This window comes from Hominifimenecus sp. rT4P-3 (assembly GCF_051055405.1).
GTDB lineage: Bacteria > Bacillota > Clostridia > Lachnospirales > Lachnospiraceae > Pseudolachnospira.
In genome coordinates this window covers 406,219-426,914 of sequence record NZ_CP167068.1, presented here as the reverse complement: position 1 = coordinate 426,914, position 20,696 = coordinate 406,219, and the positions used below count along the sequence as shown (strand labels likewise).

The following is a 20,696-nucleotide window of genomic DNA, read 5'->3' as shown; positions in this document are numbered from 1 at the left end:
GCAGAGATAAATTTTGCTTTCTGCAAGGCAGTTGAACGATGCGTACCGGTCGTACGCTGAGTGAAACTAACGATGCAGAAAGCAAAATTCACTCTGTCCTAACCGTGTATATCCTTGTCAATTGAAGGTATTATCTCTTTCCAATATGGAATTCTTTCTTTCCAATAAAAAATTGTTTCCTTCCGTTAAAATGAGTAAAATAAGCAGCATAACACACGATAGAAAGGAGCACATTTATGTCCGTTCCAGAGTCATTTGATTTAATCGTTGTGGGCGGCGGAACCGCCGGCGCTATCAGCGCCATCGCGGCCGCCAGGGAAGGGCTTTCCGTTGCCGTAATCGAGAAAAATTCTTATCTTGGCGGAACGATGACCGGTTCCGGTTTGACGGAAATGAATGCAGCCGGTTTTCAGGGTACCCCCCTCTATCATGGCCTTGAAAAAGAAATTTTTGACGAAATGATTGCCGGGGGATACGCCGAATACCACTTTGGAGTGCCAATGTCATCCAACAAGGAGGTCAAAATTGACCGGCTCCGCTTCGATCCAGAACAAACCAAACTCCTCCTGGATAAAAAGGCAGCTGAGAGCGGCGTAACCTTGTTTTATGAGACGATGCTGGATGCTGCCGAAGAGAAGGAAGATTGCTGCATCGTCCATGCGCACAGCCTGTATGAGTCTTTTCCATTGACCAGCCAATATCTCATTGACGCCACTGGAAATGCAGATCTCATCCGAAAGCTGGGAAAAGAAACCATCAAAACTGACGCCCAAAAACAGTTGGTTTCTACTCTAATGTTTCGCCTATCCAATGTCGATCAGGAACCCTTAAACCGATTTATCCACAGCGGTGAACTTTCAAAAGTGATTCAAGATGGCTATGACACCGGTATTCTAAAAGGAAAGATTTTGGCCTTTACTCCCATCCCGAATACCAAGGATGTCAGTCTCAATGTAACACGGGCCAAATTTGACTATGAGGACGCCCGCGCCGCTTCTAAGGGCCTGATGGAAGCCCGCCGTCAAATTTTGCCGGTTCACCATTTCATCCGCGGACGGGTCCCCGGCATGGAACATTCCTATATTTCCAGTATTGCGAACAGCATCGGCATTCGGGAAAGCCGTCGTATCTATGGACAATATACCTTAACCCTGGATGATCTGGAACAGATGATTCCATTTGAGGACAGCGTTGCCTGCGGCTGTTATCCCATGGATATCCACGATCCAGTTACCAACACGGTCATCTGGAAAGTTCTGCCCGGCGTCTACCACATTCCTTATCGAAGCTTACTGCCCAAAGGGCTGCATCGGACGCTTGTGGCCGGAAAATGTCTGAGCGCGGAAAAAGAAGCTTTCGCTGCGATCCGAGTGATGCCGATCATGATGAACGTCGGTGAATCAGCTGGATACGCCGTAGCTTTCGCGAAACGGGAAGGAAGGAAACTGGATGAGTTAACTGCCGCTTCCCTTTCCTCCTATCTGAAACAGAAATATTCCCGTTAACCCAACATACGAAAGGAGAGTCACTATGAAACAAAATAAAACCAAACTGGTTATGATGATCATTTCCATCCTCTTTATCGTCGGTTTTCCGTTCCTTCCCGCGCCGGAAGGCCTATCCTTCACCAGTATGCAGGTAATCGGCCTTTTTATCGGCATCATGCTGATGTGGAATTTCGTCGGAATCGACTGGCCAAGTTTTCTCTGCATGGCCTTGCTGGCTGTCTTTGAGATTATGAAACCTGGCGATATCTTTAAGAGCGGATTCGGAAATGCAACGATTGCTTTCCTGCTTGTGTTCTTTATGTTAAGCCACGTACTGAGCCAGGTGGGCTTTTCCCGCCGGATGGCGATCTGGTGCATCACCAATAAGGTGGCCAGAAAAGGCCCCTGGGCTTTTATTATCATGTTTCTATTCGGCGCTATGTTTATGGCCTCCTTTATGTCGCAAACAGCAGCCCTACTCATCTTTCTTCCGATTGCAGAACAGATTTTCAAAGAATTGGGCTACACCAAAGGGGACCGTTTTCCTCAAATGTTAGTTTTAGGCCTTGGCATTGCCGTAGGAATCGGTTCCGCCAATACCCCTTTAGGCCATGCGATCATTCTGATTCCGATTCAACTGTTGGCGGAGCAGACCGGCCTTAGCGTCAATATTGTTTCCTACAGCATTTTTGGTATCGCAACGGGCGTTCTCATCTTCCTGGTTCTGATTTTGATTTATCGTTTCCTTTATCGCCCCGATATTACGAAACTGCAGTCTTATGACGTAGCCTCTCTGCGCGCGGAAATCAAGCCGATGACAAAGCAGGAAAAACTGTCCTCTGCGTTGTTCGTGGTTGTTATCCTGATCTGGATCCTGCAGGGCTGCCTGAAGAATATTCTTCCTACCTTTGGCGCTTATCTGGCCGGGTTGGGAAATGCCGTTCCTGTTCTGATTGCCATTATTATTCTGTGCGTCGTAGAAATCGATGGAAAACCGGTGATGAACTTTAAGGATGCGGCGACCAACGGCGTACCCTGGACCGCCTTAATCTTTAATGCAGCTGTTTTAGTTCTAAGCGGTGCTTTGGTTCTGGAAAAGGTCGGTATTTCTGATTTCCTGGTAGCGAAGGTTTCTCCGCTGGTTGAGGGCATGAATCCGTCCATCTTTATCCTGGTTATCTCCGTCCTCTGCATCCTGTGTACGAATTTCTCTTCCAACACCGTGTGCGCCACTGTATTTTACACCATCTCCGCGCCGATCGCTCTGGCGATGGGGAATGTCAACATGGTAGCTCTGGCCTCCGTCATCGGCGCCGCCGCTTCTTACGCGTTCGCCACCCCGCCCAGCACCATGCCGATGGCTGTCGTGGCCGGTACCGGCTGGGTGGATGTAAAAGCAATGTTCAAATACGGTGGACTGATGGCGATTGCCAGTATGTTAATCTTAGCTTTTATCGGCTATCCGATTGCTGCTGCCATCCTGTAACAAACATTTTTCGGTTGGGAATGAGGAATTTCCTGTAGAATGAAAAAGGCTGCCCTTGATTGGGGCAGCCTTTTCTTACTGGAATATCGATTACTTCATTTACTGATAAGCATAGAAACATCTTCATATAGCGTCTAACTCATTTTCAAGTTCCTGCACCAGATATTCATCGCTCATACAGTGCATATCGGATATACCCTTACTCATCAATTTATACAACTCCGAATGATAGAAAATGTCTAATGCTTCTTCCAGCGTCATCCCCTTCTCTTTTGCAAAAAGTTCTACCACTCGTGCATATTTTTTCTGTAATAAAATCGGATTCGCATTCATAGTTTTTCACTCCCTTCAAACCGCAGATACTCACTGATCGCGCGCTCTGAACGAAAACATATTTGAAGATTTGGCTTCTCGTATCGCAAACGACGGATTGCTGATTTATCTATCAGCCCATCAAAGAACAACTCGACTGTGTTAAACACCTTGTCATTTGCTACGCCACCAATAACAATATCATAATCTGTTGTATCATTGCCGCTACGGCAATTAAGAATAAAATCAAGCCATTCTTTCCGACAAAATGTCAGTCTGCTCATGAAGCGCCGAGTATATCTTCTGTGCATCAACATTCAATTTTGCAGCGACATTTTCAATGCAAAAAATTGCAAATTCTAACTCTTTACTGTTACACTTATTTCTATCATCCATAATTTCTGCCTCCTCCCATCCTATTTTCTGGTGAAACCAAACGCGCATCCGCAAACGCCGCCTACTATATGCGACAGATGAGAAATGTTATCCATCACAAATAAACCGTCATAAACTTCCTGTCCCAGGTACAAAACCGCCACAATGATAAGGGTCAGCGGAATCTGCCTGCGCCCTACGCTGGTCATGGATGCCAATATAATCATCATGAAAACGATCCCGCTGGCGCCCATCAAAGCGGTACCGGGAAAAAAGATCATATTAACTACTCCAGTTACCACTGCAACAAGAACAAACATCTGCAGCAAAGCCCGGCTGCCATATTTCTCCTCCAAAATCGGCCCCAACAGCAAAAACAGCATCATGTTTCCGGTCAGGTGCGCCAGGTTCGCATGGCCGAGCACATGTCCAAATAACCGTATATAGGTCAAAGGGTCCAGTAGGGAGCTGCGATAGACGCAAAAGAGATACTGATCCGTCCATCCCTGCGTCAGCTGTCCCAGAAAAAGCGCGGCAAAGGATATCAGCGCAAATGTTAGCACCACCGGAGAATTATATTGAATCCTCCAAAAGATGTTTCTTCTCATAACAATACCCCCCTCAGGTCATATTCTAACACAAAATCGGAAACTTTTCCTTGCTTTTTTCCCGATCTATGTTAGAATCTCATGGGAGGATCATCCATCTATGTTTACAATCCGAGAAGGTTTCGACGTCATCGATTTTCCAAAAGTGACATCCATGCTGTCTGCTACCCACTGGAGCCCAAAAATCTCCGAGGCAGAAGTGAAAAAAGGCGCGGAAAACTCCGCCGTCGTCATCGGCGCGTTCCTGGAAGACGGGACGCAGATTGGCTATGCCCGTGTCGTCTCCGACAAAACCCGTTTTGCCTACCTGATGGATGTGATTGTGGATGAGGCATATCGTGATTCCGGTATCGGAGAACAAATGGTCTCCCATATTTTAAATCACCCAGACCTTACGGATGTTTATCAATGGATGCTGGTCACCACCTATGCCCATTCCTTCTATGAAAAGTGTGGTTTTCAGCGGACCAGCCGCCCCGGCGATCTGATGGAAATCCGTAAACCACGACCAAGATAAGAGTTATCGAATGAAAACGAAAAGAGTATTTTTTACAGAATTTGCTTATGTGGTAGGAATGATTGCGCTGGCATTTGGCACAGCCTTGATGGAGCAGGCGGACTTTGGCATGTCTATGGTAGTTGCGCCGGCATACGTCATTCACCTAAAACTATCGCAGTATTTCCCGTGGTATTCCTTTGGGGTATCCGAATATATCTTTCAGGCAGTATTGCTGATTGTCATTTTTCTCGTATTGGGTAAATTTAAAAAGAGTTATCTCTTTTCATTTATTACAGCCGTAATTTATGGTTTTACCTTGGATTTATCCATTTCTATTGTTTCTCTGATTCCAGCCTGCACAACAGCCGCCAGGCTGGCTTATTATGTTTTTGGTATGATTTTCTGCGCGATAGGCGTATCCATGTTTTTTCACTCTTACATTTCTCCGGAAGCATACGAATTGTTTGTCAAAGAAATCTCCAATAAATGGAAAAAAGATATCAGTAAAGTAAAAACGGTTTATGATTGTTGCAGCTGCCTGCTTGGAATTGCTTTATCTTTTGCCTTTTTTGGAATGTGGCATTTTGAAGGTGTAAAAATAGGTACGATTCTATGCGCGCTTCTAAACGGATGGCTCATTGGAATGTTTAGTCATAGGATGAATTCTATCTTTTGCTTTAAAGACGGTATCAAATTACGAAGTCTATTCGAAAATTAAGTAACACGCCCTGACTTTCACGCTTTTCCTACAATTATCTTTCGATTCGTCAGCGAAAGAATTGACAGTACACTTGAAAAATGATACACTCGTTGCATACAAAAAAGGAGGAAACGTTTATGAAAAAAGTTGTATCTGTATTTTTGAGTTTCGCCATGATTTTCGGCTTAGCCGCCTGCGGCAGTGGAAATAGCGAAACCACCGCCGCGCCTACTACCGCGGCAGAAACCACCGCGGCTAGCGAGACGACCGCCGCGACAAAAGACACTACTGCTGCTGCCGAGGGAACTACCGCTGCGGCAGGGGATGTCGACTATTCCCAGCTGAAAATTGGCTTTGTCCACATCTCGGATCCCAGTGACAAAGGCTATACCTACAATCACAACCTGGGAACAGAAAAAATGGCAAAAGAACTTGGTCTTGACGCTGATACTCAGATCATCAACAAGTTTAACATCAAAGAAGATGCGGAATGCGGCACCGCGCTGCGCGAGCTGGTCGACGCCGGCTGCAACATCATCTTTGCAACCAGCTTTGGATTTGAAAACTATGTCCTGGAAGTTGCAAAGGAATACCCTGACGTTCAATTCTGCCATGCTACCGGTTATCAGGCGGCTACCAGCGGACTGAGCAATGTTCACAACTACTTCGGTGAAATCCATCAGGCCCGCTACCTGTCCGGTATTGCCGCTGGTCTGAAGACAAGCACCAACAAACTCGGCTATGTAGCCGCCATGGCTACGCCTGAAGTTATCAGCGGTTACGACGCCTTTTATCTGGGCGCGAAAAGCGTAAACCCGGATGTAACGATGGAAGTTATGTACACCAACAGCTGGAACGATCCGACGAAAGAAGCCCAGGTTGCCAAAGCTTTGATCGACGACGGCTGTGACGTCATTGGACAGCACTGTGACTCCACCGCTGCCGCCAGCACGGCTGAGCAGAACGGTGTCTTCCATGTCGGCTATAACTCTGACATGAGAGAAGCTGCTCCCAAAGCTTCCCTGACTTCTGCGATCTGGGATTGGTCCATTTATCTGGAGTACGCAGTCACCTGCGTAGCCAAAGGTGAGGCCATTGACGTTGACTGGTCCAAAGGCCTGAAAGACGGTGTCTGCGACATCTCTCCGTTAAACGAAAGCATCGTTGCTGACGGCACCAAAGACGCCATCGACGCTGCCCGCGAAAAACTGTTAACGACGGATTGGGATGTCTTCACCGGCCCCCTGAATGACAATGAAGGAAATGTTGCGGTTCCGGACGGCGAGACCTTCAAAGAGCCGGCTTCCGCTCCCAGCTTCAACTTTATTCTGGAAGGCATTACCGTGAAAGAATAAATCTAAACTTTACTCTGGAACTTTGGGACAGAGCCGCTGCTTGCGACTCTGTCCTTTTTCTGAGAAGGCGTAAAGAGGAGGGAGAAGATTTGGAAAATACGAAAACAAACGCAGTGGAGATGAAAAATATCACCAAAGCCTTTGGTTCCGTCGTTGCCAACCACGACGTGAATTTAACGCTGCGTTCCGGAGAAATTCTGGCGCTGCTCGGTGAAAACGGCAGTGGAAAGACAACATTGATGAACATGCTGTCCGGCATCTATTTCCCGGATCAAGGAGAAATTCACATCCACGGGAAAGAGGTCTCGATTCGCTCGCCCAAGGATGCTTTTGCCCTGGGAATCGGTATGATTCATCAGCATTTTAAGCTGGTAGACGTGCTGACAGCGGCGGAAAACATTGTTCTCGGCCTTCCGGGAAGCGCCACGATCAATCGAAAGCAGCTCTCACAAGACATTCGCAATATCTCTCAAAAATACGGCTTTGATATCGACCCGGATAAAAAAATCTATCAGATGTCGGTCTCAGAAAAGCAAACGGTGGAAATCATCAAGGTACTCTACCGTGGCGCGAATATCTTAATTTTGGATGAACCAACCGCCGTCCTGACTCCGCAGGAGACGGACAAGCTGTTTCAGGTTCTGCGGGCCATGAAAAATGATCAAAAAGCCATTATCATTATTACCCACAAGCTCCACGAGGTTCTCTCCGTATCCGATCGGGTAGCCATTTTGAGAAAAGGAACCTATATCGATACCGTGGAGACCGCAAAAGCTACGAGGCAGTCTCTAACCGAAATGATGGTCGGCCACAGTGTTAGCCTCTCCATCGACCGACCGGAGGGCATCCCCAAAAAGGAATGCCTGAAAGTCCACTCTCTGACCTGCATCAATGAGGATGGAGTAAAGAAGCTAAATTCCGTATCCTTTGAAGCCTTCGGCGGGGAAATCCTCGGCATCGCCGGTATTGCGGGCAGCGGCCAGAAAGAGCTATGCGAAGCCCTAACTGGCCTCTATCCGGTAAAAGGCGGTTCCATTCTCTTCCACAATGAAGTAGACGGCCATATGGTGGATGAAAATCTGGTAGGAAAGACCCCCGGAGAGATTATTGAAAAAGGAATCTCCATGGCCTTTGTCCCGGAAGACCGGTTAGGCATGGGGCTGGTCGCTTCCCTGGATATGGTCGACAACATCATGCTGAAAAATTACCGGCAAACTCCTGGACCTTTTGTAGACCGGGAGACGCCAAGAAAAACAGCGGAGCGCTTGATCGATGAACTGCAGATCGTAACTCCCGGCGTTCATACGCCGATCCGCCGCCTGTCCGGGGGAAATGTGCAAAAAGTTCTTCTCGGCCGTGAAATCGAGTGCAGCCCCCAGCTTTTGATCGTCGCCTACCCGGCGCGAGGACTGGACATCCATTCCTCTTATACGATCTACAACCTGCTGAACGAGCAAAAGAAAAAGGGCGTGGCGGTGATTTTTATCGGCGAAGATCTGGACGTTTTGCTGGAACTCTCCGACCGCATCCTGGTTCTGTGCGGCGGAGAAGTCAGCGGCATCGTAGACCCCCGCGTCACGACAAAAGAGGAAATTGGACTGATGATGGTTCATGTCGGCCAACCGGGCGCCTCGTCATCAAAAGGAAAGGAGGAAACCGCTCATGAGTAAAGAAGTTCGGGAACATCAGGAACCTTTGATCCGTATGGTCAAAAGGGCTTCCATGGAAGCCAAAAAGGCCTGGCTCATCCGAGGAATCGCTTTCCTTTGCGCCATTGTTACCGGCGGCCTTTTGATCTTAGCTCTTGGTCACAATCCTTTTGAAGTATATGGCAGTATGATTCAAGGGGCTTTCGGAAAAAAGCTTGCCATCCAGGAAACCGTGAAGCTGACCATCCCTCTTCTGATCACAGGAATCGGCATTTCCCTGGCTTTTAAAATGCGCTTTTGGAATATTGGAGCGGAAGGCCAAATTTTGGCCGGGGCCATCGCCGCCTCCTCCATTGCGATTTATTTTGATCACTTACCCCATACCATCGTTCTCTTGCTGATGGGAGCCGCCGCGCTTTTGGCCGGCGGGATTTACGGGATGATTCCTGCTTTCTTTAAAGCCAAATGGAACACCAATGAAACCTTATTTACTCTGATGATGAATTACATTGCCCTCCAATTTGTTATCTTTTTGGAGCATCAAGCCAGCTGGCAGGATTCCCGCAGCACCTTTCCGAAAATCCGGATGTTTACGGATGTCGCCCGGCTGCCCAAGATTTTTGGGGTCCACATCGGCTGGATCATCGCCCTTCTCATTGTGGTCGCCGCATTCCTTTATCTGACAAAGACAAAGCACGGATACGAGATCTCCGTGGTAGGGGAATCGGCAAATACAGCCCGCTACGCCGGCATGAGTGTAAAACGGATCCTGATTCGCACGATGTTTCTCTCCGCTGCCCTCTCCGGCCTCGTTGGTTTTCTCCAAGTCTCTGGTTCCGACGGAACGCTGACGGAAACCACGGCAGGCGGCGTTGGTTTCACTGCGATTACCGTCGCATGGCTTGGCCATATGAATCCCTTTGCCATGGTGGTAGTTTCCCTCTTTATCGCCATGCTGGAACGTGGTTCCAACAGTATTCAGACCAGCCACAATATCCCCGCGTCCGCCGCGGATCTTTTGACCGGCTTGATTCTATTCTTCATGCTGGGATGCGAATTTTTCATCAACTATCAGTTAATCTTCCGTGGCAGCAGAAAGGAGGAAGCAAATGGATAATATCATCAACCTGATCAATGCGGCGGTAGCCGCAGGAACTCCCTTGCTTCTCGGTACCCTCGGAGAAATTCTAACGGAAAAATCCGGCAACCTGAACCTAGGCGTGGAAGGCATGATGTTTATGGGAGCGGTTTCCGGCCTGGCCGGCGGCCTGGCTGCGGAACAATGGCTGGGCCTTACTGGCGCAGCCGCTGTAGTCGGCGCTCTTCTGATTTCCTTTTTAGCAGGCGCTCTCGGCGCGCTGATCTACGCCTTCCTGACCATCACCCTGCGGGCCAATCAAAACGTTACCGGTCTGACGCTGACCATCTTCGGCACTGGATTTGGAAACTTTTTCGGGGAAATCCTTGGCCAGCGTTCCGCCACCGGTTTCGCCCAGGTGACTGCCGATACGCAGGCCCTATTTCAACCGATTTCTTTTGGAATACTTTCAGAAATTCCCTTCCTGGGGAAATTACTTTTTTCCTACAACTGGATGGTGTATTTCTCTGTGATTCTAGCTATTTTGATGGCGTGGTTTTTCAAAAAATCCCGCACCGGTCTAAACCTGCGCGCTGTCGGGGAGGATCCCGCCACAGCGGACGCCGCCGGAATCCCCGTCGCCCAATATAAATATCTGGCCACCATCATTGGCGGGGGCATCTGCGGCATCGGCGGAATGTATATGTGTATGGTGACCTGCAACGGCATCTGGGTACACGGCTGCGTCAGCGGCTACGGCTGGCTGGCGGTAGCGCTGGTTATCTTCGCCACCTGGAATCCGGCCCGCGCAATTCTATGCGGAATTATCTTCGGGGGACTGACCGTGCTCCGCATGTATTTCCCCATCAAAGGATTGGCGACGCAATTTTACGATATGGTTCCCTATATCGTAACCATCGTCGTGCTGATAATCACCAGCGTCCGCCAGAGCAAAGAACACCGGCAGCCAAAAAGCTGCGGAAACAATTACTTCCGCGAGGAAAGGTAATCGCCTCCAGACGGTTTAACGGAACCGCAGAGCGATTCGGATATTAAAAAAGAATTTCGCTCTGCGAAATTCTCCGCCTGCGGCGGGGCAGCTTTGCTGCCATCTTCCTTTCCGCCGCAGTGCGATCCTTAGCGGAGCGCTTTGACCTCCAATCCCTCAAGAGGTCGTTACCCTTTCACCCATTAAACGTCAACGGATCAAGCCCCATGCGGCCGCCGCATTCCAGGCCGCGTAGAATTTCCATCTCTTCTTCTGTCAAGCAGAAATCAAACACATCCGCATTTTCCAAAATGCGTTCCTTATGGCCGGATTTTGGAATCGGTACAGTCCCCCTCTGGAGATGCCAGCGGAGAATTACCTGACTGGTCGTCTTTCCATATTTCCGGCTTAATGCCTGAAGGACTTCATTTTCCTGATAGCGGCCCCTGCCAATCGGGCTATAGGCAATCCGTACGATCCCTCTCTCCGCGCAGAAATCCTGAAGCGCGTTCTGCTGGTATCCCGGATGCACTTCCAATTCCAGGATGGCAGGATACGCGCCAAACTGTTCTTTTATCGTCTCGATCTGCTCTTCCTGAAAATTCGATACTCCTACGGTTCCAATCCGCCCCTTATCCCGCAGCTGCAAAAGCGTTTCATAAGCCCGAAGCCGCCGCGTCTCATCGGTTCCCGGCCAATGCAGCAACATAGCGTCCAGATATTCCACGCCCAGTTCTTTCCTGGATTTTTCTACCGACGCTTCCACCGCGTCGTAAGCGGTTGGCCAGACTTTTGACAATACAAAGATCTCCTCCCGCTTCCCGGCAAAGTTTTTCAGCGCTGCGCCAACCTCTGCCTCATTTCGATATCTGGCCGCGGAATCAATATAACGGTAGCCCGCGTCAAGGGCGGCCGCAACCGCGTTGGTAATCTCCTCGCCATAAGAATTGTAGCAGCCAAATCCAAAAACCGGAATTTCTTTTCCATCCAGCATCTTTACCTTATCTGCTATTGTCATTGTTGTCTCTTCCTCCTTCTATTTCCCACACGCCGCCTTGATTTTCAGTACTACCTCCCGCAAGGAAAGGCCTGTCCCATCCACCGTCACATGAGCGTATCTCTCATAAAGAGGAACCCGCTCTCCATAAAGCTCCCTGAGAGACTGGCCGGGACGAACGGAAACGCCTCTCTCCGCCAGATCTCCCAGACGCTCTTCGATTTCCTCATAGGTCAGCTTCAGGTAAACGACGGTACCGATTTGCCGAAAATGCTCCATGGCCTGCGGCCCATATACCACGCTCCCTCCGGTGGCAATCACCGAATGCTCTGCCCGAATAGCAGCGTTCACTTCCTCCTCAATCCGATTAAAACGCACGAGCCCCTCCTGATCGATAATCTCACATAGCCGCCGTTTTTCTCTTTCTTGAATCAATAAATCCGAGTCAATAAATCCAAATCCCAAATGTTTCGCTAAAACAACGCCCACGGTACTCTTCCCGCAGCCAGGCATTCCAATTAAAATAATGTTGTCCACTTTTGCCTCCTTCCCACCATCATACAATATTCCCGCTGCAAAATCAATGGGAGCCGTTGCGCAGAGTATACGAACCCGAATGGTTCCCTCTTGCAACCGCTCCCTATCTTCCATCAGCAAAAGCACAAAATCAACAAGACTTCTCCTATACCCCTGCTTCGATCAACTGATCTAAAGATTTAAATTGATATCCCATCTCTTCCCACTTTGTCAAAAGTTCATCCAGGATCTCTGCATTGGTCTGGGACGTACTGTGAAGCAGCACAATGGCTCCCGGATGAATGCGTCCCAGAAGCTTTTTAAACGCTTCTTCTTTCGTCGGCTGTTTATCCTGATACCAATCCACATAGGCAAGGCTCCAAAAGAAGGTGGAATAGCCCAGTTCCTTTGCCATGGAAAGATTTGTCTCGCTATATTTTCCCTGAGGCGGACGATAAAACTTTTTCATGGGACTTCCAACTGCCTGCTCATAGAGAGCCTCCACCTCTTGAAGTTCCTTCTGAAAGGCTTCCTTGGTCGAAATTTTCGACATGTCCGGATGAGAATATGTATGGTTTCCAATGGTATGCCCCTCGTCCACAATCCGTTTGATCAAATCCGGATCGGACTTAATCAGCGTTCCCACCACAAAAAAAGTAGCCGGAACGTTGTGTTTTTTCAGAGCGTCTAAAATCGCGGGCATTTCCCCATTTTCGAACCCGCAGTCAAAGGTCAAATAAAGCACTTTTTCCGTCGTATCTTCTGCATAATAGGCGTTGTACTGTTTTAATTCGTCAAAGCTGGCATTGGCAACCGGAGGTTCTCCCTCTTGCTGAAAACTTAAGCCCCAGTCGCCTTCCGCAGAAGCAGGCAAAGCTTCCGGGGTAAAATACTCGACGCCGCGGGCCGTCAATTGGCCTGCCAAATAAGCGGCGGCAAAGAAAAGGACAACACGCGCCCCTTTCATAAACTTTCGTTTCATATCCATCGCACCCAATCTGTTTTGTTTCCAATATATGGTGTGAAATGGATTTTATAACAAAGACTCTGGTTTAAAACGCAACAAACCCGAACGTTTCACCACTTGGTAAAAGTCCGGGTTTGCATGCTTTCCTGCGGATAATGGGACTTGAACCCATACCTCATAGAGACAGGAACCTAAATCCTGCGCGTCTGCCAATTCCGCCATATCCGCATTTTCCTGATAGAAAAAACAAGCTTGAAAGCCAAGCCTGTCTCTCGCGTGCGTGAGAAGATTCGAACTCCCGACCTTCTGATCCGTAGTCAGACGCTCTATCCAGCTGAGCTACACGCACCTATTTCGCCTCGTAAGGCTAACTGCCGGCAACCGGAATCGAACCGGTACGAGTGTCGCCACCCGCAGGATTTTAAGTCCTGTGCGTCTGCCAGTTCCGCCATGCCGGCATTTAGGAAGCAGTACGCGACCAACGACCCGAATGGGACTCGAACCCACGACCTCCGCCGTGACAGGGCGGCGCTCTAACCAACTGAGCCATCGGGCCAATCAGATAAACCAAATACTACATGTACACCCGGAGGATGTGCAATGGACCTTCGGGGACTCGAACCCGGGACCGACCGGTTATGAGCCGGTTGCTCTAACCAACTGAGCTAAAGGTCCAAGCGAAGTGACTCCGACGGGAATCGAACCCGTGTTACCGCCGTGAAAGGGCGATGTCTTAACCGCTTGACCACGGAGCCAAAAATATTCCCTTGTAAGGGACTGACCTAAATTAGGATATCACATTTGTCAGAGAAATGCAAGGACTTTTTCACAAGGTTTTTTCATAAAAAACCTTTCTGAGATTCCTTTTTTCATATGAAACAATACAAGCCATGACATTTCACAAGATACAAAAAATATCTTGTACTTCGCATAATTTTATGTTGTATTTCACTTATTATGCACTATTAACAGACAAATCGCAAAATAGGCTTGGAATAAAATGCTCGCGGCAATCTGTCATTTCCCAAAAGGAAACGTTCGGATTGCCGCGAGTGCTTTATCTCTCGTCATTCGAAATTTTGATTACCGCTTTTACAATATCCGCTTTGTTATCCACGCTATAGTCCATTGCTTTCTGCGCTTCTTCCAAAGGAAAGATGTCCGTTACGATTCCTTTTAAATTCACCTTTCCGGATGCAACCGCTTCGATTGCCATGGGATAAATATGACGATAGCGGAACACGGTTTTTAACGTCAACTCTTTATCCAAAATCAGGCTCATGGGCAGTGTCATTTCGCCGGATTTACTGTATCCAACCAGCACAATGGTCGATCCCTTTTTCGCGATCTGGATCGCCTGTCTGGTTGTGATTTCCGTGCCTGCGGTCTCGATAACCAGATCCACTCCGGCTCCGCCGGTCAATTCTTCTATACGTTTGCAAACATCTTCTTTTCCCCCATGGATCACGCCCGTTGCGCCCAGCTCCATGGCCTTTTCCAAACGTTTTTCCATAATGTCGACCACATAGACCTTAGAAACCCCTCTTGCCTTTAACGCCATCATGGATACCAGTCCGATACACCCGCTTCCCATCACAACCGCCTTCTGCCCTAGATGCGCATCCCCCTGAATGGCAGCATGAAATCCAACCGCCAGGGGTTCTATCAGCGCGCCTTCTAAGGTGCTGACCTGTTCTGGGAGCTTAAAACACAAATCTGCTTTGTGAGCCACATATTCCTGGAACACTCCGTCCACCGGCGGCGTGGCAAAAAAGATCACATCCGGACATAAGTTATATTTTCCTTCTCTGCAAAATTCACAATGTCCGCATGTCTTTCCCGGTTCCAACGCGACACGATCCCCGACGTTCAAGTGCCGTACGTTTTTCCCCACTTCGACCACCACGCCTCCGGGCTCGTGGCCTAACACAAAGGGCGGTTCTACCACATAATTGCCAATGGCGCCTGTCTCATAATAGTGAAGATCGGAGCCGCAAATCCCCACATAATCCAGCTTCACAAGCACTTCATCCGGGTTCAGCTGCGGAATGTCACGCTCTACGAACCCTATTTTTCTAATTCCATTCATTACGGCAACTTTCATTTTGCCTTCCATCTGTTTCTCCTCCGGTGCCTTGTGCTTTTCTTTATTTCCGGTAAAATTATACCATAGTTGCGCCGCAAAGGAAACACAAAGATAAGGTTTGGCAAACCGTCCACATCATAAATTTCCCGCTTTTTTCTTTTTCCAGGGAAGATTATTTTCTGAAGCCTTGAAATTATATACAGGCTTCAGAATATCAATCACATCCACCGACTCATGGATCACGTCGATAATATCCTCCAGCGGCTTATATGCCATCGGCGCCTCATCAAGGGTATCCTCATTCACTGAGGTTGTATAGATTCCTTCCATGGACGCCCGGTACGCTTCCAAATCCAACGACTGCCTCGCTTTCGTTCTGGACATCACGCGGCCGGCGCCATGGGGCGCTGAATAATTCCACTCCGGATTCCCTTTTCCCATGGCAATGATGGAGCCATCTCTCATATTGATAGGAATGAGCACCTTTTCCCCGGCATGCGCGGCAATCGCGCCCTTTCTGAGAATCCTCTCATTCGTGTCGATATAATTATGAATCGTATGAAATGCTTCAACGGCAGTCATGCCGCTTCGCTCCAAAAGAATCTCCGCCATCTTCTCCCTGCTTCTTTTTGCAAATTTCTGGCAAATTTCCACATCATGCAGATAATCCTCCAGGAAAGAGCCATAAAGCCAGCATATATCCTCCGGGACAGAGAGCGCATGCGTCTCGTAATTCTTTTGAAGCGCCTTCAACGCGGCCTCAATTTCAGACTTTCTGCCCTCCTCTTTATAGGTCCGAATGATTTCCTCTCTCTTGCGGAAGAAGTCCGCCTTTCCCCTATGAAGATCAATTGCCAGCTGCTGGTAGATCTCAGCTACCTGCTTTCCCAGATTTCTGCTTCCAGAATGAAGGATCAGGTAATAGGTCCCGTCCGCAGCTTTATCAATCTCAATAAAATGATTTCCTCCGCCCAAAGTGCCAAGCGAACGCTCTAATCTCTTTGTGTTTCGCAGCGAACGATAGCAGCGCAAGCCGGTAAGATCAAACCGTTCCGTCCGACCTTCCCATACGTTCATTCCGGAGGGAATATAGTGGCACGCCTCATCTATCTTTTCAAAATCCAGCGACTGATCTGCAAGCTTTACGGTATACATTCCGCAGCCAATGTCCACTCCTACAATATTGGGACAGGCCTTGTCCATGACGGTCATCGTGGTTCCGACCGTACAGCCTTTCCCAGCGTGTACATCGGGCATAATCCGAACTTGGCTGCCTTCTGTCAGTGCATAATCACACATTCTGTGGATCTGCTCTATTGCTTCCTCCTCAATGACTTTTGCATAGCAGATCGCAGCGCTTACTTTTCCCTTTATTTCAAACATAAAATTAACCCCTTCAAAAAAGTCCCTGTCATACCTTATGGCGCAAAGCGCGCTCATAGGAAGCTAAAATGCACCAAATATGCTCTTTGAAGGAGGCGCTATGCCACAATTGGGGCATAGCGCTCACTTTCTAATACTTCCCTCATAAATGTATACGGAGAAAGATTGCCTCCAGCCACCATCGAAAAGATTCTAGGCGTTGCCCCAGAGATCAATGCCACTCCTTGCTCATTCATCGTGACCGGCTGCTGACGGTTCCGGCTGGCCACATTCCAAAACACGATTTCCGGAAGCCGATACCCGCAGTCTTCATACTTCTTCTGCGCATTTTTGAAATTCACCGCAGAGGCGTTTCTCACACACGCATTGAACTCCATGTCAGAAATAATGATTAGTTTTGCGGGAAGCTCCTCCTGCGAAATCCTGTTTTTTACCGCAGCATTGAGAATCAGGTCAAACACTGCCTCCAGATTCGTATCGGCCACCTCGTTAAAAGTCGTCACATAACGAAGCCGGTCTGCAAAAGTATCGCCCTTGATTTCAATCAACTGAGGTCTCGCAGAAAATTCAATAAAATGATTCCGAAACACACCTTTGTTATGTTCTGCAAAGTACAATCCCAAAGATAACGCTACAGCGGCCGGAAGCGGTTTTGGTCCGCAGTACATCGAACCAGAAGTATCGATGACCGCAATTGCATTTTCATCTCCACCAAAATCCGGCATGGAACCCCAGGTAGCGTTCAATACCACTTTTTCTGCAGGCGTTATATCCCGCATAAAGCTTTTCTGATTCCAATACCAGCCTGTAATCAGGTATGGTTCCACCAATTCGTAAGGCGAAATATTTCCTGCGTGCAGCGTTGCTTCGCCGGAAATAGCCTTAGAAAGGAACGCATTGTACCGTTCTCTATCGTTGCGCGCAAAGGCCTTTTTGTATTTGAACATTGCTCTTGAGGGTTGTTTCTCGTAGTCAAAAGTATAATCCTTCTCACGGAGATTATTCTCGATGATACAGATTTTTGCCCGCAGTGCAGTTACAGCCTTTCGATAAGCCGCATCATTTAAGCCAAATGCCTTTGCAATTTTCTTCGCATTCCGTACCGTCTGTCCGTTGGAAGCATTCACGGACGGAAGCCATTTTCCCAACAGAGAAACGCTTTGATCTTCCAGTTTTGCCATATCGGCGTCAAACTGTACCTTAAGGAAAGACAGCATTTCTGCCTCGCAGGGTGTGTCCAAGAGTGACAGCAGATCGTCAAACCGTCCATACTCCGCCACGTATTTCATATTCTTTATTACAGAGTTCGGTTCATGTTTAGCCAGCCAGGTAAAAATCGTGCGAAATACACGTCTTTCCCCCAAACCGCCCCTAATATCTCTGGCAAAGAAAAGAAGTTTCATTGCCAGATCCGCATTCTCTGTATAGGCACGTATGAAACGCGCGATGATCTCTTCGCTGCTTTCACGTCTCAGCGCTCCTACTGTTGCAAACAGATCCAAACAATCGGAACCAGCCGTCCCATATGTAGCCGCGCCATTCTCTGTCCTTGTCATATTTGCTTCCTGTTTCATATATTGCAGCATCATTCTTCTCCTTTCTGCCTAATAATCAAAAAACAAGGTACCATTTGAAACGGGATTCGAACCCGCGAAGGATGGGTATGAGCCATCTGCTATAACCACTTAGCCATTCAAGATTGCTGTTGATACCTTTATCCCAGGGCCTCTATGGGGTGCAACAAGGCGCCATTTGTTCAACGGATATTTATCCGCCAGCGACGAAGGTTATCAGCCTTCTGCTAACACAGGTTGCTGCCTGCGCCTTTTACAAGATGCGTTTTTCCACAAGAACGGACTTTCACCGAACAACAACCTGCTCCGAAAGCAGGTGTCCCTAATAGGACGACCATGGCTCTATATTGCTGACCGCATCTTTCCTTACGCAAGTCGATCCGCCTGCTCCAACTACTGCTTGCTTGATCGGCTTACGATGCCATTATACATAAGGCGTATTCAAGAATCACGGAAAAAAAGCTGCGAACATTACTGTCCGCAGCTTTTTTGTTCCATCAGTCTTTGCTTTATTAACCCGACAAAATGGGGAGGCGCCGTCACTTTGATCATCGGGCCAAAAGACAGAACTCGAATTACGACCTCTGTCTCATCCTCTTTATCATAAAATACCGTGATTCGGTATTTGTCCTCATCCATTTTCTCCGCCCGCTTCTCAAAATGAGCAAAATGGAGAAGCACTCTTTCCAGCGCCTTCCTTTGATCCACCAATTCAAAAACAACGCTTCTGGGTCTTGCCTCATTCTGTTCTCCATAGCCAATCTCATCCGGCTTGGAACACGGCTTGCAGCTTATAATTCTGCCCAGATTGACGGTACTTCCAAAATCACTTCCAGCTCCTATCAGTCGAAACTTATCGTCCTTTTCCGAATATTCCAAATATTCTGGAAAAATGGTTCTGGAAACGACGCTGCCTTTTCTGTTTATCATCTCAATGCTTAAAGGGAAACGGTTCTTTATGGCGTCCAGAATAAGCCTGAAATTCGCTTTGTATCTTTCATCCTCATAGTCATCGCCGTCCGAGTATTGATCAAATATCAGAATATCTTCCGGTAAAAATAAAGGTTCTATATCCGGAAAGTCAAAACTTGGATCACTGAACAGTCGAATTCTTGGGTCCTGCGCAATCGCTTTTAACCACCGTTTCTGCAGTATGGTCAACGGCATGGAAGGAGTATTCTGAATCGGTGTTGTGCCATCCGTCTTAAGAAGCTGCCATCGCTCCTCTTTAAAAGACGGCGGAATGTTCAAAATACTTTCCCCAAAAGCATGTTTCTCTACAATATGTCTCAATTCATTGTCTTCGAGAGGATGTTTGACTGCTTCGGCAAGTACAGCCGCGACGGTATTATAATATGCACTGTAAAGTTCACTGAAGATCATCATTCCCACCGCCTTCCAAGCCATAAAGCAAATACATATCCTTTATGTCGCGGATGAACTGAGCTTCCAGTTTTTTGTTGGAAAAACAAATATCCGTAATCCGGCAAATAAAGGTCCGAATCCACGGAATCATTTCGCTGGAATCAAATACATCCGCTGAAAACCTGCTGGTATTATGATCCAGATGCTCCACTGTGCCGACTCGCTTTTCTCTCTCCAATCTTTTCGGAATGTGACGCTCATCGTCGGCATATCGAACAGTAAATTCGATGTGCTCCATCCGTTTTCCCGACCTGCTTTGAGTACTCACTCCCCACATATGCGGCAGCATACCATCCAGTTTTTTTCTAAGTTCCTCAAATTGATTGCTGACCTCATTCATCTTCACCGATACGATATTGTCTGTTCGAAAAGATGTGATCCGATTAAAATGAGGCACGTATGCCATCAAATACTGCCTGCCGCTTTGAACGCTGATCATGATTCTAAGCGGAACAACATCATGTTTGACAACATGATCTTTATAACGGTTCACCGTCTCAATTGTAACGCTCCGCTTTTCCCGCATAGCCATAAAAATCGAACACAGGACTTCGCTGTCCATGGCCCCCGTTATGTAATGATGCTTGAAGGCAAATGGTTCCTCATGGGGAGCCACCTTATCCAGCAGGAAGGAACCAACCACACCGCAAGGCGCCGCTTCTGAAAAGAAGTCGAGAAGAGCTGTATCGGGTAAACAAGTTTGTTCTGTTCTTCTGTAATATACCGTCCTGCCTCTTTTTTCAGCAGTCACGATTCCCTCAGCGGCATATTCCTTCAGCTTTTTTCTAACGGTAGATTCATCAAATACTCTCGGCTTGGAAAACGCAGAAAGATACTCGTCGATCCGGCTGGTAATCTCACGAATTGTCATACGTTTCTCAGGGTCGGAGAGAATGTCAAAGATCATGAAATGAAGGGTGATATCTCCGTCCGTAAAGCTTTTTGCCTTCCACGCTTTATACAACGGATTGTGGCGGGAAACACGGCTGTCGATAGAGAGAAAAACATTCTTTCCGTCCGGGGTCTGGCGAAACTTCATATAGTCCCCCAGCCAACTCTCCAAGCGGCGGCGTTCGTCGTCATAAGAACGGGCGCTCTTCTTGGTAAATTCATCTCTGCTCTTAAACCCATAGACGTAGAACTCCCGCATATAATCACGAATACAATTAAAATTCTTTACAAGCTCGTGATACGCCATGTTTTCACCTCCC

The 20,696-nt window shown here is 47.9% G+C and carries 20 protein-coding genes and 7 tRNA genes; 8 read left to right on the top strand and 19 right to left on the bottom strand.

What is annotated here, in order from left to right; all coding sequences use genetic code 11:
- Positions 1-236: 236 nt before the first annotated feature.
- Both ACCC71_RS02045 and ACCC71_RS02040 read left to right on the top strand, forming a co-directional pair.
- Positions 237-1,505 carry an FAD-dependent oxidoreductase gene (locus ACCC71_RS02045; RefSeq protein WP_434310781.1) on the top strand — a complete coding sequence of 423 codons (1,269 nt, stop codon included), beginning with the start codon at positions 237-239 and terminating at the stop codon, positions 1,503-1,505.
- Positions 1,506-1,530: 25 nt separating this feature from the next.
- Positions 1,531-2,973 carry an SLC13 family permease gene (locus ACCC71_RS02040; protein ID WP_434310780.1) on the top strand — a complete coding sequence of 481 codons (1,443 nt, stop codon included), beginning with the start codon at positions 1,531-1,533 and terminating at the stop codon, positions 2,971-2,973.
- Between the two features lie 123 nt (positions 2,974-3,096).
- Here ACCC71_RS02040 and ACCC71_RS02035 read toward each other — a convergent pair whose 3' ends face one another.
- The 4 genes from ACCC71_RS02035 to ACCC71_RS02020 are packed head-to-tail and all read right to left on the bottom strand — an operon-like array spanning position 3,097 to position 4,268.
- Positions 3,097-3,306, bottom strand: coding sequence for a DUF3791 domain-containing protein (locus tag ACCC71_RS02035; protein ID WP_434310779.1), 210 nt, complete (start codon positions 3,304-3,306; stop codon positions 3,097-3,099).
- Complete coding sequence (locus tag ACCC71_RS02030) at positions 3,303-3,569, bottom strand: DUF3990 domain-containing protein (protein WP_434310778.1); 267 nt, start codon at positions 3,567-3,569, stop codon at positions 3,303-3,305. Before ACCC71_RS02030 ends, ACCC71_RS02035 begins: the two co-directional genes overlap by 4 nt.
- Positions 3,532-3,681, bottom strand: coding sequence for a hypothetical protein (locus tag ACCC71_RS02025; RefSeq protein WP_434310777.1), 150 nt, complete (start codon positions 3,679-3,681; stop codon positions 3,532-3,534). Before ACCC71_RS02025 ends, ACCC71_RS02030 begins: the two co-directional genes overlap by 38 nt.
- A 20-nt stretch (positions 3,682-3,701) precedes the next feature.
- Positions 3,702-4,268, bottom strand: a complete 567-nt coding sequence (locus ACCC71_RS02020; protein ID WP_434310776.1) for a rhomboid family intramembrane serine protease — start codon at positions 4,266-4,268, stop codon at positions 3,702-3,704.
- A gap of 100 nt (positions 4,269-4,368) precedes the next feature.
- Here ACCC71_RS02020 and ACCC71_RS02015 point away from each other — a divergent pair, with 100 nt between their 5' ends.
- The 6 genes from ACCC71_RS02015 to ACCC71_RS01990 all read left to right on the top strand — a co-directional run bounded on the left by ACCC71_RS02015 (position 4,369) and on the right by ACCC71_RS01990 (position 10,558).
- On the top strand, positions 4,369-4,785 hold the full coding sequence (locus tag ACCC71_RS02015; RefSeq protein WP_434310775.1) for a GNAT family N-acetyltransferase: 417 nt from the start codon (positions 4,369-4,371) through the stop codon (positions 4,783-4,785).
- A gap of 10 nt (positions 4,786-4,795) precedes the next feature.
- The gene (locus ACCC71_RS02010; protein ID WP_434310774.1) at positions 4,796-5,485 is read left to right on the top strand and encodes a YczE/YyaS/YitT family protein; all 690 of its coding nucleotides are present in this window, start codon (positions 4,796-4,798) and stop codon (positions 5,483-5,485) included.
- 119 nt (positions 5,486-5,604) lie between these two features.
- Positions 5,605-6,822: a BMP family ABC transporter substrate-binding protein gene (locus ACCC71_RS02005; RefSeq protein WP_434310773.1), complete on the top strand. Its 1,218-nt coding sequence runs from the start codon at positions 5,605-5,607 to the stop codon at positions 6,820-6,822.
- A 119-nt stretch (positions 6,823-6,941) separates the two neighbouring features.
- Entirely contained in the window at positions 6,942-8,492 is a 1,551-nt protein-coding gene (locus tag ACCC71_RS02000) for an ABC transporter ATP-binding protein (RefSeq protein ID WP_434311792.1), read from the top strand.
- Entirely contained in the window at positions 8,485-9,588 is a 1,104-nt protein-coding gene (locus ACCC71_RS01995; protein ID WP_434310772.1) for an ABC transporter permease, read from the top strand. Before ACCC71_RS02000 ends, ACCC71_RS01995 begins: the two co-directional genes overlap by 8 nt.
- On the top strand, positions 9,581-10,558 hold the full coding sequence (locus tag ACCC71_RS01990) for an ABC transporter permease (RefSeq protein ID WP_434310771.1): 978 nt from the start codon (positions 9,581-9,583) through the stop codon (positions 10,556-10,558). Before ACCC71_RS01995 ends, ACCC71_RS01990 begins: the two co-directional genes overlap by 8 nt.
- 175 nt (positions 10,559-10,733) lie before the next feature.
- On the opposite strand, the gene ACCC71_RS01985 is transcribed toward ACCC71_RS01990, so the two are convergent.
- From ACCC71_RS01985 to ACCC71_RS01915, 15 genes are all read right to left on the bottom strand, one after another.
- Positions 10,734-11,555, bottom strand: a complete 822-nt coding sequence (locus tag ACCC71_RS01985; RefSeq protein ID WP_434310770.1) for an aldo/keto reductase — start codon at positions 11,553-11,555, stop codon at positions 10,734-10,736.
- A gap of 18 nt (positions 11,556-11,573) precedes the next feature.
- Complete coding sequence (locus ACCC71_RS01980) at positions 11,574-12,071, bottom strand: shikimate kinase (RefSeq protein WP_434310769.1); 498 nt, start codon at positions 12,069-12,071, stop codon at positions 11,574-11,576.
- A gap of 145 nt (positions 12,072-12,216) precedes the next feature.
- Positions 12,217-13,038, bottom strand: a complete 822-nt coding sequence (locus ACCC71_RS01975; RefSeq protein ID WP_434311791.1) for a polysaccharide deacetylase family protein — start codon at positions 13,036-13,038, stop codon at positions 12,217-12,219.
- A gap of 126 nt (positions 13,039-13,164) precedes the next feature.
- Positions 13,165-13,245 (bottom strand) — tRNA-Leu (locus tag ACCC71_RS01970).
- A gap of 47 nt (positions 13,246-13,292) precedes the next feature.
- Positions 13,293-13,366, bottom strand: a tRNA-Arg gene (locus ACCC71_RS01965).
- Between the two features lie 23 nt (positions 13,367-13,389).
- Positions 13,390-13,475, bottom strand: a tRNA-Leu gene (locus ACCC71_RS01960).
- Positions 13,476-13,499: 24 nt separating this feature from the next.
- A tRNA-Asp gene (locus tag ACCC71_RS01955) sits at positions 13,500-13,573 on the bottom strand.
- A gap of 45 nt (positions 13,574-13,618) precedes the next feature.
- A tRNA-Ile gene (locus tag ACCC71_RS01950) sits at positions 13,619-13,692 on the bottom strand.
- An 8-nt stretch (positions 13,693-13,700) separates the two neighbouring features.
- Positions 13,701-13,772: transfer RNA gene (locus ACCC71_RS01945), tRNA-Glu, on the bottom strand.
- A 302-nt stretch (positions 13,773-14,074) separates the two neighbouring features.
- Entirely contained in the window at positions 14,075-15,133 is a 1,059-nt protein-coding gene (locus ACCC71_RS01940; protein WP_434310768.1) for an NAD(P)-dependent alcohol dehydrogenase, read from the bottom strand.
- A 105-nt stretch (positions 15,134-15,238) separates the two neighbouring features.
- On the bottom strand, positions 15,239-16,486 hold the full coding sequence (locus ACCC71_RS01935) for an RtcB family protein (RefSeq protein WP_434310767.1): 1,248 nt from the start codon (positions 16,484-16,486) through the stop codon (positions 15,239-15,241).
- Between the two features lie 98 nt (positions 16,487-16,584).
- The gene (locus ACCC71_RS01930; RefSeq protein ID WP_434310766.1) at positions 16,585-18,042 is read right to left on the bottom strand and encodes a DUF2828 family protein; all 1,458 of its coding nucleotides are present in this window, start codon (positions 18,040-18,042) and stop codon (positions 16,585-16,587) included.
- A 71-nt stretch (positions 18,043-18,113) separates the two neighbouring features.
- Positions 18,114-18,186, bottom strand: a tRNA-Met gene (locus ACCC71_RS01925).
- A gap of 345 nt (positions 18,187-18,531) precedes the next feature.
- On the bottom strand, positions 18,532-19,446 hold the full coding sequence (locus ACCC71_RS01920; RefSeq protein ID WP_434310765.1) for a WYL domain-containing protein: 915 nt from the start codon (positions 19,444-19,446) through the stop codon (positions 18,532-18,534).
- Positions 19,430-20,683: a WYL domain-containing protein gene (locus ACCC71_RS01915; protein WP_434310764.1), complete on the bottom strand. Its 1,254-nt coding sequence runs from the start codon at positions 20,681-20,683 to the stop codon at positions 19,430-19,432. The genes ACCC71_RS01920 and ACCC71_RS01915 overlap by 17 nt, the downstream gene beginning before the upstream one ends.
- Positions 20,684-20,696: the final 13 nt, after the last annotated feature.

Coding starts and splice junctions, on each gene's coding strand:
- ACCC71_RS02045 (WP_434310781.1), top strand. CDS start 237: ATGTCCGTTCCAGAGTCATTTGATTTAATCGTTGTGGGCGGCGGAACC.
- ACCC71_RS01985 (WP_434310770.1), bottom strand. CDS start 11,555: ATGACAATAGCAGATAAGGTAAAGATGCTGGATGGAAAAGAAATTCCG.
- ACCC71_RS01940 (WP_434310768.1), bottom strand. CDS start 15,133: ATGGAAGGCAAAATGAAAGTTGCCGTAATGAATGGAATTAGAAAAATA.
- ACCC71_RS01990 (WP_434310771.1), top strand. CDS start 9,581: ATGGATAATATCATCAACCTGATCAATGCGGCGGTAGCCGCAGGAACT.
- ACCC71_RS01920 (WP_434310765.1), bottom strand. CDS start 19,446: ATGATGATCTTCAGTGAACTTTACAGTGCATATTATAATACCGTCGCG.
- ACCC71_RS02025 (WP_434310777.1), bottom strand. CDS start 3,681: ATGGATGATAGAAATAAGTGTAACAGTAAAGAGTTAGAATTTGCAATT.
- ACCC71_RS02005 (WP_434310773.1), top strand. CDS start 5,605: ATGAAAAAAGTTGTATCTGTATTTTTGAGTTTCGCCATGATTTTCGGC.
- ACCC71_RS01935 (WP_434310767.1), bottom strand. CDS start 16,486: ATGTTTGAAATAAAGGGAAAAGTAAGCGCTGCGATCTGCTATGCAAAA.
- ACCC71_RS02010 (WP_434310774.1), top strand. CDS start 4,796: ATGAAAACGAAAAGAGTATTTTTTACAGAATTTGCTTATGTGGTAGGA.
- ACCC71_RS02000 (WP_434311792.1), top strand. CDS start 6,942: ATGAAAAATATCACCAAAGCCTTTGGTTCCGTCGTTGCCAACCACGAC.
- ACCC71_RS01930 (WP_434310766.1), bottom strand. CDS start 18,042: ATGACAAGGACAGAGAATGGCGCGGCTACATATGGGACGGCTGGTTCC.
- ACCC71_RS02020 (WP_434310776.1), bottom strand. CDS start 4,268: ATGAGAAGAAACATCTTTTGGAGGATTCAATATAATTCTCCGGTGGTG.
- ACCC71_RS01975 (WP_434311791.1), bottom strand. CDS start 13,038: ATGGATATGAAACGAAAGTTTATGAAAGGGGCGCGTGTTGTCCTTTTC.
- ACCC71_RS01915 (WP_434310764.1), bottom strand. CDS start 20,683: ATGGCGTATCACGAGCTTGTAAAGAATTTTAATTGTATTCGTGATTAT.
- ACCC71_RS02040 (WP_434310780.1), top strand. CDS start 1,531: ATGAAACAAAATAAAACCAAACTGGTTATGATGATCATTTCCATCCTC.
- ACCC71_RS01995 (WP_434310772.1), top strand. CDS start 8,485: ATGAGTAAAGAAGTTCGGGAACATCAGGAACCTTTGATCCGTATGGTC.
- ACCC71_RS02035 (WP_434310779.1), bottom strand. CDS start 3,306: ATGAATGCGAATCCGATTTTATTACAGAAAAAATATGCACGAGTGGTA.
- ACCC71_RS02030 (WP_434310778.1), bottom strand. CDS start 3,569: ATGAGCAGACTGACATTTTGTCGGAAAGAATGGCTTGATTTTATTCTT.
- ACCC71_RS02015 (WP_434310775.1), top strand. CDS start 4,369: ATGTTTACAATCCGAGAAGGTTTCGACGTCATCGATTTTCCAAAAGTG.